Origin of the sequence: Fibrobacter sp. UWT2 (assembly GCF_900142545.1) — a bacterium.
Lineage (GTDB): Bacteria > Fibrobacterota > Fibrobacteria > Fibrobacterales > Fibrobacteraceae > Fibrobacter.
Genome location: NZ_FRBF01000019.1, coordinates 23,349 through 37,811, shown reverse-complemented (window position 1 = coordinate 37,811; position 14,463 = coordinate 23,349). Strand labels below are relative to the sequence as shown.

Here is a 14,463-nt window from a genome sequence, read left to right as displayed (position 1 = left end):
TTATGTTGAAGAAATTAGTTCTTTTATCGGCAATTGCACTTTCGCTCTCAGCATGCCTGGGCGGGGGGTCCAGCGAGCCGACTCGTTATTACACGATTGCGGTCGAAAACATTCAGGCCCCCTCTTCGGAAACATTTGCCGGCAAGAGCCTGCTGGTACGCAAGTTCACTATTGACCAGGCCTACCAACGCACAAACATCGTTTACCGCGAATCCGCCTACGACTTTATGTTCTACGATCTGGACTTGTGGGCAAGCCGCCCCGAGCACATGATTACCCGAGTCGTCTCGGAATACGTTGAAAAGAGCGGAATGTTTCAATCCGTCGTTTCGGGAAATGGCTCTATGCCGGAATATGAACTTTCCGGCCACGTCAACGCCATTGAAGAAGTAGATGAAAGTAGCTCTCAATCTGCACACTTGGCACTTGGCTTTACCTTCAAGAACGTAAAATCAAATACAATGCTTTGGGAAGGCAAATGCGACAAGAATCGTTCCACCGACAGTCGCGAGCCGAGAGTAACAGCAGAAGCAATTTCGAAACTCCTGGCTGAATGCATGGAAGACGCCCTGCAATCGATAGCCAAGATTTCCGAATAATTTAACGCAGCAATACAAAAGGGCTTGACAGAGCCTATAAATTAGTATATATTTGTGCAGTGAACAGATGTTTATGATTCACTGCTATTTTGAGGCATTGTAGGCAATGATTGAACGGATTCGCGGAATTTTGATTGAAAAGTCCCCCACTTTCGTGGTCGTGGATGTAAATGGCGTGGGTTACGGCGTGAATATTTCGGCCTACACGGCAGGCAAGTTGCCCGAGGTGGAAAGCGAAGTGACGCTCTACACGAACCTGGTGGTGCGCGAAGATTCCATGACGCTGTTCGGTTTTGCCGACAAGACCGAGAAAGACACCTTTATCATGCTGCTCGAAGTGAACGGCGTAGGCCCTAAGCTCGCCCAGCGCATTCTGAGCGGCAGCTCCCCTGCTGACCTCTTGAACATGATTGCAAGCGACAACAAGAGCGCCTTGGGCAAGATCAAGGGACTCGGCAAAAAGACCTGCGAACAGATGGTGCTTTCGCTGAAGGACAAAGCAGGAGCTATGTTGCAGGCCTTGGGCGATGTGGAAGGATCCGGAATTACCGGAATGGGCGCTCTCACGGGCCCGAAGATGGAAGCGGTTCTTGCCTTGCATACGCTCGGCGTGAAGGATCCGGCGGCAGAAAAGGCCGTGATGAAGGCGGCTGAAATCTTGGGCGACTCGGCAGATGCCGCGACACTTATTCCAGAGGCTTTGAAATATTTATAAGAGGAGATTCCGGATCAAATCCGGAATGACGTAGAATGGACGACCAGCGTATTATTTCTCCGGAACGCAGAACGGGCGACGAAAGCGATGTCGAACGCACGCTCCGACCGCCTAGCCTTGCTGAATTTACCGGCCAGAAGAACATCAAGGAAAGCCTTTCGATCGCTATTGAAGCCGCGAAACACCGTGGCGATTCGCTAGACCATTGTTTGTTCTGCGGACCTCCGGGACTTGGCAAGACGACTTTGGCGGGAATCATCGCCAAAGAAATGGGCGTAAACATCCATATTACGAGCGGTCCTGTTCTCGAAAAAGCGAGCGACTTGGCAGGGCTTTTGACAAGCCTGCAAGAGAACGACATCCTGTTTATCGACGAAATTCACCGCCTGAACCGCGTAGTGGAAGAATACCTCTACCCCGCTATGGAAGACTTTAGGCTCGACATTATGCTGGATTCCGGACCGGCGGCTCGCAGCGTGAACTTGCCGCTGAAGCATTTTACGCTGGTGGGCGCGACGACTCGAAGCGGTTTGCTCACAAGCCCGTTGCGCGACCGATTCGGCTTGCAGTACCGCCTGGAGCTTTATGACGAAGACGACATCAAGAGCATCTTGATGCGCAGCGCGAAGATTTTGAATGTAGGGCTCGAAGAAGATGCGGCCAAACTTTTGAGCGGTCGTTGCCGTGGAACGCCTCGAATCGCAAACCGAGTGCTGAGGCGTTGCCGAGATGTGGCTCAAGTTCGCGGCACAGGCGTTATCGACTTGATGTCGGCGAGCAAGACTCTTGAAATGCTCGGCATCGACGGCGAAGGCCTGGACCACATGGACAGGAAGATTCTCTCGATGATTATCGACAAGTTCGGCGGTGGCCCCGTGGGGCTGGGCACCATCGGGGCAGCGCTCGGCGAGGAGCCGGACACCCTCGAAGAAGTCTATGAGCCGTACTTGATTCGCAAGGGGCTCCTCGCGCGAACGCCGCGTGGCCGTACCGCCACGCGCACCGCCTACGAGATGCTCCACCGCACCATTCCGAAAACACTTGCAGAAGCCAGTGCGCAAGAATCGCTGGATTTGTAAACCTGTTTAAAACAGCCGATACACCTATAACATTTTAACATCTGCAGGCGTTGTAACGTCTGCATTTTCTTTATAAATTCATTATTGGTGTTAAGGATGTGTTAATTGGAGGCATGATGCATCTTAAAACGACTCTTTCCGTACTCGCAATCGCGGCAGTAGCAACTATGGCAAAAGATTTTTCCGGCGCAGAACTCTATACCTTGAAGGAAGTCCAGTACGGTAAATTCGAAGCCCGTATGAAGATGGCCGCAGCTTCTGGAACGGTCAGCTCCATGTTCCTTTACCAGAACGGCTCTGAAATCGCCGATGGACGTCCTTGGGTCGAAGTCGATATCGAAGTTCTAGGCAAAAACCCGGGCAGTTTCCAGTCTAACATCATTACCGGTAAGGCAGGCGCACAAAAAACCAGCGAAAAGCACCATTCAGTGAACCCGGCTGCAGACCAGGCTTTCCACACCTACGGCCTCGAATGGACCCCCAACTACGTTCGTTGGACTGTAGACGGTCATGAAGTCCGTAAGACCGAAGGCGGCCAGGTAAGCGACCTCAAGGGAACGCAGGGCCTCCGCTTTAACCTTTGGTCTTCCGAAAGCGCCGCTTGGGTCGGAAATTTCGACGAATCCAAGCTCCCGCTCTTCCAGTTCATCAACTGGGTCAAGGTTTACAAGTATACTCCGGGCCAGGGCGAAGGCGGCAGCGACTTCACTCTCGACTGGACAGACAATTTCGACTCGTTTGATGGTTCCCGCTGGGGCAAGGGCGACTGGACCTTTGACGGCAACCGCGTCGACCTCACCGAAAAGAACATTTATTCCAAGGACGGCATGTTGATCCTCGCCCTCACTCGCAAGGGTCAGGAAAGCTTCAACGGCCAAGTCCCGCGAGACGACGAACAGGCTCCGGTTTCGAGCAGCAGCGTTACCCCCAGTTCATCTAGCGTTGCATCGTCGTCTAGCGAAACTCCGTCTAGCAGCAGCGAACAGTTCAACCAGTTCAGCTCCTCTAGCAATCCGACCGGAATCCTTCCGACCCACGCCAAGCAGTTGCAGGCCAAGGAAGTCCGCGGCACCGTCAACGCCAAGGGCGCACGCGTGAACCCGAACAACAAGGCCAACTACCAGGTTGACTTCAATTTCTAGAAATTCATCCAACCCCAAACAACCCCGGCCCGCATAGGAACCTCCCCTGTGCGGGTCTTTTTGTTGTTATATTACCCAATATGAAACAGCGGATTATCAAGGCTTTGCTCGATATGAACTTGAACGATGGCGACAGATTGCCGTCGGTCCGATCAATGATTAAATCCTTTGGAGCGTCATCAGGAACCGTGCAGGCCGCCCTGATGGAGCTGGAATCCGCCGGAAAAATTTGCAAAATCCAGGGCAAAGGCTGTTTTTGGGGAAACACTCCGCTGAAGAACATGATTCCGTACGTGCACGAGACGGTTTCGGAAAAACTCTCCAAGGCATTCGAACGAGACTTTGCGCAGGGCTTTATCAAGCCGTCGCAGCCGCTCCCCCTTTCGAAGGAACTTTCAGCCCGCTACAATGTTTCGCAGGGCACTCTCCGCAAGTTCCTGGAAGAAAAGGTCGCCCGCGGAATCCTGAAAAAAGAGGGTCGCCAGTACTTCTTTTACCGCAAACAGCAAAAACGCGACGAAGCGCCGCTGAGCGAACTCATTTTCGTGACGCGATGCAACAGCTGGGGCGGCTTTACCGCCGAAAGTGAACGCGAACTGGACTTTTTGCGCCTCATTTACAAGACCGCCGGTAAAAACCATTACAAGCTGACCCTTTTCGGCATCAACGATGCTACGGGCAAGCTTATTGACCGAAGCGGCAAGCCCTGCAAGCTTTCGGAACACCCGAACGCCGTAGGTGCAATCCTTTCTACACTCTTGGTGCAAAACTTCAGACCGCTCCTGACATTTTTCGCCGATGCGGAATTCCCCGTAGCCGTATGGTGGGAACACCCTATCGATGCCGTACCGCGCAGCTTCATGCGCAAGGACAACTGGGTATTCTTCAATTCCACCTTCGGCAAGCAGCCCGGTAAAGAAATCGGCCGCTACCTGCTTGGCCTCGGTGTCACCGAAGTCGGTTATTTCTCACCTTACCATAACAGTTCGTGGTCCAAGGACCGCTTGACCGGCCTCGAAGAATCTGGCCTGGTGGTACACCCTTACGTGGATGCAGAATTCGCGAGCCCCTGGGATTACAAGCAGATTGCCCGCAAAAAAGTCGAAAAGCTCTCCGTGGAAATCATGGCGCGCACCCTTGAAAAAGAAAAACTCAAGGCGCTTGCCGAACGCGCGCTCACCTTCCAGGACGCAAACGGCAACAACATGCCGTGGATTTGCGTGAATGACGAAGTCGCCGGCATCTTCATGGAAATGGTCGAAGAAAACAACATGGAAATTCCCATGCCGAATATCGGACCGAATTACATCGCCTTCGATAATTCCATGGAAAGCTACCTGTTGCGCATTCCGTCTTACGACTTCAACACCGACGCCCTTGTGGAGCAGATGTTCTACTACATCAGCAGCCCCTCGGCTTTTGACGGTATCAAAAAAATCCACCACATTCTCGGAAACGTGGTGGAAAAGTAATTACTTAATCGCATTCAAGACTGAATCGATACGGGACGTTATTTGAGCGCCACCTAAAGCATTCAGGTGGTCATAATCATATGCCAGGCTATCGGCATAATCATGATTGCCCATCTTATTTTCGTCCATCAAATAAAAATTATCGTACTGCTGTTCAAATTCCCGAACATCTTCAAGAAGTTTAAGGGCATGGGAACGACGCATTCCATGTCTGCCAAAGGAACCCGTATTCGCGTATTCCGGACTTTGCGGGAATACGACACCGAGAACCTTCACCCCTTTCCGGGCAGCATCTTCAATCAGCATTTGCAGATTGTACATTTCACGCCTATAGTTCGTCGGTTTATCACTCCAGGTAGAATCATTGACGACAATATTCTCGTTTAAGCCCGTATTATTCCACGAAAAACCTTCTTCGACGGGGACCCACCCCATATTCCAAGCAAAGCCGTTCAAGACATCGTTTCCTTCAACAATTTTTCGGCTAATGTTCTTGAGTTCTTCTACGCCTTCGACACCCATCCAGTATTTATGGGTATAGTCATAAAAATACCCCGGGAAGGAAAGGAGATTCTGCGTCACGGTCGTATTTTCTGGTTCCGACCACAAGTCAAAATCAAGTCCGACGACAATGGCCTTTAGGTGCGGGCAATGGTTGAGAATATAATACCGAGCCAAATACAAGGAAAGATCCATATCAGAAGGGATAGCGGCCATATTAAACGCCTTCCCGTAGGTAATCGCATTCGCAATAAAACCGACACTCATTCGCGAAGAACCCAAGGCGACAACGTTCAAGGAATCGGAGGCGCTCCAGAAAATATTCATCTTGTGCGACAGCAACGGATTAGAAACATTATCATAATAGAAGGCGGCACTATCCAAATCGAGACCGGAATCATCGTCAGCAAAAGCGCTCTCGTTTACCCACAGACTCGGGTGCCACAGTTCATCACTTTCGGCAAGATTGACAAAGCTGCTATCCGTCAAATCCATCAGTACAATGGTTCGATGGGAGCCGTTGACATTGACAAGAGTCGCCACGGCGAGATGACTGGAGCCTCTCACCCATTCGCTATGATCAAAAGTCATCCCCGCAGGCGCACCAATCGATTGCACCAGGCGACCTAAGGAATCTGCAATCAAAAGCCGCTCATGGGTGGCATACCTTTTCCCGACAAAATTACGGCCAGTCGCGCTGCCAAAATCCAGGAACAGAGTCTTTTTGCGCTTATCTTGCGAGAGCGATACGTTGCAGGCCTGTTCGCCATTGTACCACATGGTGTCGCGAGCAGATTGCGACAACGGGGATTCTGAATCGGCTACTTTTGCACGCAAGCGCCTTGCACCGGTTACAGCCAGGCGGTTATCCTTGCTGATTCCGCCATGATAAGCGCCATCGAAAAGCTTTTGCGGAGTCCCGAATTTTCGATTTGCAAAAGTCACCTGCCAAGTAGATGCAGAACGGAACGCGGCTTCATCATTATTGTTGCCGGAGGAGGTCACAAACACAATCGCCGTATCGCCATTTTCGAGGATTCGCCAACGCGGGATGGACGCACTTTCAAAATCCAGCTTAACGAGACGGGATCCTTCTTTATTCAATTCGCGGACATAAAGTTCCGATGGTCCCTCTACCCCTTCAAACTTGGTGCAAAATGCCACGAGGTTTCCGTCAGGCGATATATCGGGGTGAAATACTTCCAGCGTATCCTCGATTTCGACAACCGTCTGCGCGCCGCTAGAATAATCGACAAAAGCAAGATTTCCCGAGACATCGTTGCGGAAAGCAAGCTTCGCATTGAAAGTCTTTACAACCGAATGCAAAGTCGAAGAATTGGCCAATAGGATAATTCTACTCAAGGCAGCCTTGCCGTCGGCATCCATCCACACCGCATCAGGAATCGCGCCATACGCCAAGCGGAATCCAACATATTCGGCACGAGTCGAAGAAGTCACCGCATAAACATCGCCGCGGCTATAAAAGTTGACGGCATTCGAGGTATTTCTGTAGCTACCGCCCTTCACCACGCGCTGACCGAGCGCTCCTCCGTCAGGAGGCCCCACATAATTCAGGACAGTCGTATCGCGGAAGGTTCCCAGCCAGTCATTGACCCATTCCATGGCGTTGCCTGCCAAATCGCAAAATTCCGTACTGGGAATAGACTTGCTGCAGACATTATGCAACTTGAATTGAGAATCATCGGCCGTCCAGGCCTCACGCATATTCCAGTTCTTGCTTGCTGCATAAACCCATTCCGCCTCGGTGGGCAAATGATAGGCGACCTTTTCGGGATGATAAGCCAAGCCCTCAAGGTTAACGCAATGCTTTTCTGAATCAAATCGGGCTGAAGCATAAGTGTAAGCCGTATCAAGCTCGTTTTCCTTGCTACGCTCATTCGCAAAAAGAACCGCATCAAAATAGGTCACATTAGTTGCAGGAAGATTTTCACTTTCGCATTCCAACGCAAGGCCCGTCGCCTTTTTCATCAGGCTGTTGAATTCGGCGCAAGTCGTCTCATGCTTGGACAAGTAAAAGTCATAATTCAACTTGACTTTCATGGCAGGACGTTCACTTACACGGGCTTCGGCAAGATTCGTACCCAAGTCAACGGACACACCCTTCGAAGTAATCAGGAACATTCCGTTCTTGTTCAAGCGTTCAACCTCAGCGAGGCTATCCGCACGAAGAACGCTGTCTTTAAACAGGCTGTCTCGAAGCAGGCTATCATTCAGGAGACTGTCCCTGACCAGGCTATCCCTGAGCAAACTGTCCCTATAGAGACTATCTCTAAGAAGACTGTCGTTCAGCAGACTATCCCTTAAAAGACTGTCTCTAACCAAGCTGTCGTTTAGGGCGAGGCTATCTGAAATAATGCCTCCTGCAGGGATTTCTTCAGATAAAACCTGTTCCGAATTAGAACAGGCTATCAGATAAATCTGCAATAGCACTAATATAAGCCACGCCGATTTCATTTCCCTCTACCCTAAAAGTAAAGCGGCTCCTTAAAACGGGAACCGCTTTAGCAACATCTTTGCTCTTACTTGTTCTTGTTCACGATCAAGGTCTTGGCCTTGAAGGTCTTGCGGTCGATCCACTTGACCATCAGGGAAACCTTGTTGTCCTTGTCGAGAGCAGCCCAGTACTTCTTGAGCGTGTCTTCGGCATTGTCGAAGATCGGCATCAGCTGCGGGAAACCCTTGAAGGACGGAATCGGATTGCCGTCGGTTTCGTAGGTGCTGATGAAGTGGCCGAGACCCGGCAGAGCCTTTTCAAATTCAAAGGTCATGCGTTCGCAACCGGCGTCTTCGCAGTTGTTGCGGCTCTTGAGAATAGAGAGCTTGTAGAGGGCCGGCTGGGCGTTCTTGTAATGGATGCCCGAAATACGCGGCGTGAAGTTCGGAGCGTCGTCTTCGTACTGGCGGGTAGCGAGAGCGCTTTCGAAAGTACCACCGAGCTTGATAGCGTTATAAATCGTATCGGTCTGGTCGCCGTTGGTGATAATCTGGACGTCGGCGGTGTGACGGGCCGGATAGTAGATAATCAGGTGCGGGTCCGTGAGCTTGGACTCGTCGAAGGCCTTCGTCTTCATGAAGCCGGTCTTGGCTTCCATTTCGAAAACGCGGTTGCGGCTGTTGACGCTACGGCCCATGATCCAGTAGACCTGCACGTAGGACTTGCCGTCGGCGCTAGTGCCGAGCACGATGCCACGACCAGGATACGGGTTGTTGGAGAGGGCCTTGAAATTCTGTTTTGCTTCGTCTGTGTATTTCATAGGAGTCTACCTTTTCGGGTTATAATTGTTCATGAGCACCATGGCGACGGCGACGCAGAGCATCACCACGCTGCCAACGATCACTTGCTGGCGGTGGTTGTATTCGCGCTTGACGTAACTCGGATTCTCTTCGTTGAGTTCCTGAAGCGTCGGCCCCTGATTCAATTTAGTCGAATCGATGCCGTAGAGTTCCGCCGCTTCTTCGTCGGTCATGTTCAGCGTACTCACATAGGCGCTGTCATACTTGTCGAGCTTGTCGGCTGCGGCTGCGGGAAGAGCGAGGACAATAACAAGCAAAAGAAAAATGCAAAGGGTACGAGGTATAAGGTGTGAGGTGTGAGGTATGGGGTCGGCGCATTGCGCCTTTGAGGTATGAGGAAAAGTAGATGTACTATTTGACATCTCTACCTCATCGCTCAGAGCGAGTGAAACGAGCGACCCCACAGCCCAGAACCCCTACCCTTCCTTCGCGAGCTTGTCGAGGATCTGGTTCACGAGGCCCGGGTTGGCCTTGCCGCCGGACTTGCGCATGGTCATACCCACGAGGAAGCCCTTGAGCGCCACCTTGCCGGCCTTGAATTCGGCGAACTGGGCTGCGTTTTCGGCACACACGGCACGGACCACTTCTTCGATGGCGCCGGTGTCGGTCACCTGCACAAGGCCCTTTTCCTTCACGATAGCTTCAGGGTCCTTGCCGGTTTCAAACATTTCGGCGAAGACCGTCTTAGCAATCTTACCGTTGATGGTGTTGTCGGCAATGAGGTTCACGAGTTTGCAGAGGTCTTCGGGCTTGATCTTGAGGGCAGAGAGGCCGCCTTCCAGTTCCTTCACCTTGGCGAGGAGTTCGGTAATCACCCAGTTGGCCAAGACCTTGCCGTTCTTGCAGTTCTTGGCAGCAGTGTCGTACCATTCGCTCACGTCGCGGTCTTCGGTCAGCACCATGGCGTCGTATTCGGAGACACCGAAGTCATCCATGAAGCGCTTGCGGCGGGCATCCGGCAGTTCCGGAAGCGTGCGGCGGATTTCTTCCACAAAGGCCGGGTCGGTCACGAGGCGGACCATGTCCGGTTCCGGGAAGTACTTGTAGTCGTGGGCGTCTTCCTTGGAGCGGATGACGATGGTCTTGTCCGCGTTGGGGTCGTAACGCTTGGTACACTGTTCCACTTCCTTGCCGGCATCGAGCGTCGAGGCCTGCAGGTTCATTTCGCAGTAGAGAGCCTTTTCGAGGTTCGTAAAACTGTTCAGGTTCTTGATTTCGGCACGGATACCGAACGGAGCGTCTTCGCTGGCACGCAGAGAAATGTTGCCGTCGCAGCGCATGTTGCCGTTTTCCATGTTGGCATTGGAAACACGCGTGTATTCAAGCGTCTGCTTGATTTTCTTCAAGACGAGCACGGCTTCTTCGGGGCTACGGATATCCGGTTCGGTCACGATTTCGCAAAGCGGAGTGCCGCAGCGGTTCGCGTCGAAGTGGGAATCGGTCGGGCTCATGTCGTGGATGAGCTTGCCAGCGTCTTCTTCCATGTGAATACGGGTAATGCCCACGCGCTTCTTGGTACCGTCTTCCTTGACGATTTCGAGCCAGCCGTTCTTGCAAATCGGGTGGTCGTACACCGGAAGTCCGCCCGTCTGGGTAATCTGGTAGCCCTTCGGCAAGTCCGGGTAGAAGTAGTTCTTGCGGGTCCACATGGCGTTCAGGTCGATTTCGCAGTTCAAGGCGAGGCCTAAGCGAATGGCGTATTCCACCGCCTTCTTGTTCGGCACGGGCATGGCACCCGGCATACCGAGGCAAACGGGGCAAACGTGCTTGTTCGGGGTCGTATTCACTTCGATTTCGCAGCCGCAGAACATCTTGGTTTTAGTCGCGAGCTGACAATGGATTTCAAGACCGATAACAGGACAATAATTGGACATAAAAACTCCGTATTATTTTACGGCATACAAAATAGAAAAAAGACAGGCTAAACAGCAGGAATTTTGAGTTTTTAGCCCTTAAAATCAGCTATTGCAATTTCCTATGTTTTTACTATTTTATCGCCATGCGTTTTGAAGTTCACCCTGTAAATCCGCAAGCGAGAATCGTGAAGCTTGCCGCAGCCGCCCTCGAAGACGACGGTCTTGTTCTCTACCCCACTGAATCTGGTTACGCAATTGGCTGTAACGCCGAATCGCCCAAGGCAATCCACAAGCTTTATGCCCTCAAGAAGCCGATGAAGAAGTTCTTCATGGCGCTCATCATTCCGGACATTCGCAAGGCAACCGACTACGCCCGTGTAGACAACTTTGCATTCAACATAATGAAGCCGCGCGTGCCCGGACCATACACGTTTATTTTGCCCGCCGACCCGCATATCGCCCGCCGCCTGGACGTCAAGCGCCCGGAAATCGGCGTGAGAATGCCGACGCACCCGTTCTTCAAGGAACTTTTCCAGCATTTCGACAAGCCGATTCTGAGTACGGCCGCCAAGCTCACCGAAGAAGACATGTACGAGCCGGACGATATCTGGAAAACCTTCGAGCATTCCGTTGACATGATGGTCGACTGCGGCCCCATCGAAATCAATCCGACTAACATCATCAGTTTAATTGGGGATCAAGTCGAAGTCATCCGTGGCGATTTGCTGGATCCGTAAAAAAGCCACACGAATTCGAAATCTCTAACGTGATTTCTGTTTAATAAGAGTCATTATTGCGAAGAGCGCTTCGGCTCTGCCTGCACCGCACGCTCACATGGCCGTTCCGGAATGTTCGCTTAGCGGCCAGGCATTCGCCGTCGCTTTTCTTCTTAGACATAAGTCCCTCCCTGTGGGTTATTTGGCATAACCCTGATTTTTTGTTAAACTTTTTTGTTAAAGATTGTGGTGAACTAGTAGTTCTTTACACAGCGAATTGAATGCGCATAATCATTCTTCTTTCGCGACCCGCCTCGAGACATTTGATTATCCATAACGTTTGTCAATCTAGCTTCGTCTGGATGATCAGAATTCTGTCCGGGAAGCCAAAAAAGCGTCTGCTCCTTTATATTTTGAAACACCGTTGTTCCGTTCGGATACCGTTCCCAATACCCGGCGGGCAATATCGATAACCCATAGCTGTTATTACCGAAGCCGGCGACCTTTGAACCCATGTAGTAGGCGACACTGTTGCCGCTTTTCTCCTGAAGATAAGCCCATTCGCCATCATTCGCTATATGCCAACCCTCAGGGCAAATTCCCTGATGAATAATTTCACCATCGATATATTTTCCATCCTTATCCTGAGCAAAAGAGAAATAGCATTTCTCCGACCCAAACTTGACAGAATCGCAAACCGATGGAAGATTCATCGCACGGCTCCAGGTATAGAGCCCGCCCCAACCGTTCTCGCAGTACCACGGATCGTCATCGTAGCAGTACTTCGTGGAGTCTCCCTGTACAGAACCTCCAGGAATCATTTTGCCAAAATTGAGATTCTCTGCAAAAAACACAAGCGAGTCAGTATAATAAAGGCCATCCTTTAAGCTCACCGTGCGGTACTTCTGCCCGTCACGCGGGTCCGTGAACTCGCCGTAAGACACCTTCTCGTTGAACTGCTCCGTCATGTCGAAGTAGCTGCTGCTGCTTGGCGCATTCGCCTGCTCCATAGAATCTAGATTAAGCCATTGCCCATCATGGCAAATCATTTGATAATCGCTCCCTTGCCAATAGGTTTCCCCTTCGCAGTCATCCGTACACTCCAATAGGCACCGTAGTTGTTTAGACAAGGAACTGGAGCTTTCAAAAAGCACCAAACTACTCGAAGAACTGCTCTTGGAATCCGTGGAAGAGCTTGATTTTGCGGAAAAAGAGCTGTTCGTAGACGAAGACGAGACGCTGCTGCTGGATTTGTCTCCATTGCCGTCACTGGTCCCGTCGCCGCTGCTCAGAATTTCGCTAGACGAAGATTCCTTCTCCGGACTCACGAAGCTGCTGCTGTCGTCGTCACCGCAGGCGACGAACAAAAAAGCAGAAAGCAACAACGCAACAAAATATTTCACAGAAAACCTCCTGGAACCTCAATCTTTTTTGCCAAATTTAAATTATAAAAAAAGGAATCACGTTAGTGATTCCCAATCAGCGTGACAATAAAGCAATCCTTAGCAGGCATCAAAGGAAATCCCGGCTTACGCCGGGAAGACAGAGAGGGCATTAAATAATTACACCATAGCGGCGCTGAAGTCGGCCTTGGTGCAGAGGGTTTCCTTGCCTTCGGCGTCGACGGTCAGGAGTTCGCCGCTGTACTTGTAAATGCCGTGGCGGGCCATGATGAGCTTGGCCTTCAGAACGATTTCAGCCTTCGGAATCACCGGAGCGCGGAAACGGCAGTTTTCGACACCCATGAAGGCGGGGCGCTTGCCGGTAGTTTCGGCTTCGCGACCAATCATGGTGAGGAGCGTGGCGGCCTGGGCCATGGATTCAATCTGAATCACGCCGGGGAGCACCGGATTGCCCGGGAAATGTCCCTTGAGGAATCCTTCTTCGCCGGTCAAATGCCACTTGGCAACGATTTCCATGTTTTCGGCGTCGAGACTCAAGATTTCATCGACAAAGGCAAACGGGGCCTTCTGCGGAAGCACGCTGTGGACGACTTCGGCATCGTAGAGGATTCCGGCGACATTAGACTTGGGTAAAGATTCCAGCATGGACATAAGGAATAATTTTCTCCATAATTTGTCGATGGGACACGTGCCCACCGTTGGTGATTTCGATTCTGACCCTCGGAAGGGCCGGACAGATAAAACTCAGGTCTCCAATCAAATCTAGTATTTTATGCATCGCAGGCTCGTTCGCGATGCGGAATTTTGGCGAACAGGCGCTGTTTTGAGCCGCGCAATCCCCCGCTGCGAGCAGGAGTCCGCAAGATTCATCGACTCCGGCGAGGAGCCCTGCCGCTTGAGCGCGCTCCAGTTCCACCTGATGGATGAAGGTGCGCGCCATGAAAATTTGGTACAAGTTTTCGGGCGAATAAATGGAGACGGACGCCGCCGACTTCAGGTCGTAACCGTCGCGGGCGGTGTTGCGGTCGAGCACGTATTCCACTTCGAAGGTTTCCGCCGGCGTAATGCGGACATGGCCGTAGACTGCGGTATCGCTACCCAAGTCCCACTCGGCATGCACAGGGGCGTCGAAAAAGACGAGTTCTTCGGGCGCTCCGCAGAATTTTCGCATTTCGCAGAAGAACGGAATTGCAGAACCGTCCATCATCGGGACTTCGGGCTTGGCCGCATCAGAGAGTCGCACATTAAAGCGCCGGTGCGGCCACATCAGGAACACAGATGCCAAATGCTCCGGCGACAAGAGTCCCAAGCCGGATTCGCTCAGTTTGTAGCCAGCGGTGCGCTTCGCAAAAAATTCAAGTTCTTCAAAACAATGACACGCATCGCTGCGATAAAAAAGCTTTTCGCCCACATACCAAGCCACAAAGGGAACTTTCTGCGGGTCCTTTTCCAGCGGCTCGACAGAAACCGATGTCGAACCAAAGCTTAAGCTGGGGGATTTAAATTCACACACATTACTCATTACGAGCTACAAAATAGCAAATATCTGCAGAAAGACATTTACGAGTCTCAGTCAACAAAAGATCCTTCGACTCGTTACACTACTACCCAAAGGGCATAACTCAACTTGAGAACTAAAGTTCTTAGTTTCGTATAGCTCAGGAT

13 protein-coding genes are annotated in these 14,463 nt (G+C 51.5%); 6 read left to right on the top strand and 7 right to left on the bottom strand.

All coding sequences use genetic code 11. From position 1 onward, the window contains the following. The first annotated feature begins 2 nt into the window (after positions 1-2). The 5 genes from BUA40_RS11965 to BUA40_RS11945 all read left to right on the top strand — a co-directional run bounded on the left by BUA40_RS11965 (position 3) and on the right by BUA40_RS11945 (position 5,007). The gene (locus tag BUA40_RS11965; protein WP_072801085.1) at positions 3-599 is read left to right on the top strand and encodes an ABC-type transport auxiliary lipoprotein family protein; all 597 of its coding nucleotides are present in this window, start codon (positions 3-5) and stop codon (positions 597-599) included. A gap of 106 nt (positions 600-705) precedes the next feature. Continuing rightward, a complete protein-coding gene (gene ruvA, locus BUA40_RS11960; protein WP_072801084.1) occupies positions 706-1,314 on the top strand; it encodes a Holliday junction branch migration protein RuvA in 609 nt (202 codons plus the stop codon). 35 nt (positions 1,315-1,349) lie between these two features. Continuing rightward, a complete protein-coding gene (ruvB, locus tag BUA40_RS11955; protein WP_072801083.1) occupies positions 1,350-2,393 on the top strand; it encodes a Holliday junction branch migration DNA helicase RuvB in 1,044 nt (347 codons plus the stop codon). 113 nt (positions 2,394-2,506) lie between these two features. Next, a complete protein-coding gene (locus tag BUA40_RS11950) occupies positions 2,507-3,535 on the top strand; it encodes a glycoside hydrolase family 16 protein (RefSeq protein ID WP_369827631.1) in 1,029 nt (342 codons plus the stop codon). 80 nt (positions 3,536-3,615) lie between these two features. Then, positions 3,616-5,007: a GntR family transcriptional regulator gene (locus tag BUA40_RS11945; protein ID WP_072801081.1), complete on the top strand. Its 1,392-nt coding sequence runs from the start codon at positions 3,616-3,618 to the stop codon at positions 5,005-5,007. Here BUA40_RS11945 and BUA40_RS11940 read toward each other — a convergent pair whose 3' ends face one another. The 4 genes from BUA40_RS11940 to gatB form a co-directional block, all read right to left on the bottom strand. Continuing rightward, complete coding sequence (locus BUA40_RS11940) at positions 5,008-7,953, bottom strand: TIGR02171 family lipoprotein (RefSeq protein ID WP_178299631.1); 2,946 nt, start codon at positions 7,951-7,953, stop codon at positions 5,008-5,010. Positions 7,954-8,048: 95 nt separating this feature from the next. Next, a complete protein-coding gene (locus tag BUA40_RS11935; protein WP_072801079.1) occupies positions 8,049-8,783 on the bottom strand; it encodes an IMP cyclohydrolase in 735 nt (244 codons plus the stop codon). Between the two features lie 6 nt (positions 8,784-8,789). Next, on the bottom strand, positions 8,790-9,080 hold the full coding sequence (locus BUA40_RS11930; RefSeq protein WP_072801078.1) for a hypothetical protein: 291 nt from the start codon (positions 9,078-9,080) through the stop codon (positions 8,790-8,792). A gap of 159 nt (positions 9,081-9,239) precedes the next feature. After that, entirely contained in the window at positions 9,240-10,697 is a 1,458-nt protein-coding gene (gatB, locus tag BUA40_RS11925) for an Asp-tRNA(Asn)/Glu-tRNA(Gln) amidotransferase subunit GatB (RefSeq protein ID WP_072801077.1), read from the bottom strand. A 125-nt stretch (positions 10,698-10,822) separates the two neighbouring features. Here gatB and BUA40_RS11920 point away from each other — a divergent pair, with 125 nt between their 5' ends. Further along, positions 10,823-11,416 (top strand): L-threonylcarbamoyladenylate synthase, encoded by a 594-nt coding sequence (locus BUA40_RS11920; RefSeq protein WP_072801076.1) that lies wholly within the window; start codon positions 10,823-10,825, stop codon positions 11,414-11,416. 233 nt (positions 11,417-11,649) lie between these two features. Here the strand turns inward: BUA40_RS11920 and BUA40_RS11915 are convergent, their stop codons facing one another. From BUA40_RS11915 to BUA40_RS11900, 3 genes are all read right to left on the bottom strand, one after another. Then, the gene (locus tag BUA40_RS11915) at positions 11,650-12,798 is read right to left on the bottom strand and encodes an FISUMP domain-containing protein (protein WP_143149794.1); all 1,149 of its coding nucleotides are present in this window, start codon (positions 12,796-12,798) and stop codon (positions 11,650-11,652) included. A 159-nt stretch (positions 12,799-12,957) separates the two neighbouring features. Continuing rightward, positions 12,958-13,449, bottom strand: a complete 492-nt coding sequence (locus BUA40_RS11905; RefSeq protein ID WP_255369305.1) for a 3-hydroxyacyl-ACP dehydratase FabZ family protein — start codon at positions 13,447-13,449, stop codon at positions 12,958-12,960. Next, on the bottom strand, positions 13,418-14,320 hold the full coding sequence (locus tag BUA40_RS11900; RefSeq protein ID WP_072801073.1) for a UDP-3-O-acyl-N-acetylglucosamine deacetylase: 903 nt from the start codon (positions 14,318-14,320) through the stop codon (positions 13,418-13,420). The genes BUA40_RS11905 and BUA40_RS11900 overlap by 32 nt, the downstream gene beginning before the upstream one ends. Positions 14,321-14,463 lie beyond the last annotated feature (143 nt).